At 73.1% G+C, this 286-nt stretch carries 1 protein-coding gene; it reads left to right on the forward strand.

The window, feature by feature from the left end:
- A partial coding sequence (locus ACG00X_RS24105; protein WP_394492375.1) for a GGDEF domain-containing protein occupies window positions 1-286 on the forward strand: 286 nt, incomplete at both ends.

Below are 286 nucleotides of genomic sequence, written 5' to 3' on the forward strand. Positions count from 1 at the left end.
TTGCCGAGCAGGCCGCGGCCCTGCTGGCCCAGGCCCGCCGGCACGGCTGGCCGGTGGCGCTGATCGTCTTCGACCTCGACCACTTCAAGCGCGTCAACGACAGCCTCGACCATCCGGCCGGCGACGCCGTGCTGCAAGGCGTGGCTGCGCTGGCCCGCACGCTGGTGCGTCAGGGCGAGCTGCTGGCCCGCCAGGGCGGTGAGGAGTTCGCCATCCTCGCCGGCAACTGCCGCCACGAGGAAGCGCTGCAGTTGGCGGAACGCCTGCGCGAGCGACTGGCCGACAC

The sequence above is a fragment of the Pelomonas nitida genome (assembly GCF_043555975.1).
Lineage (GTDB): Bacteria > Pseudomonadota > Gammaproteobacteria > Burkholderiales > Burkholderiaceae_C > Pelomonas > Pelomonas nitida.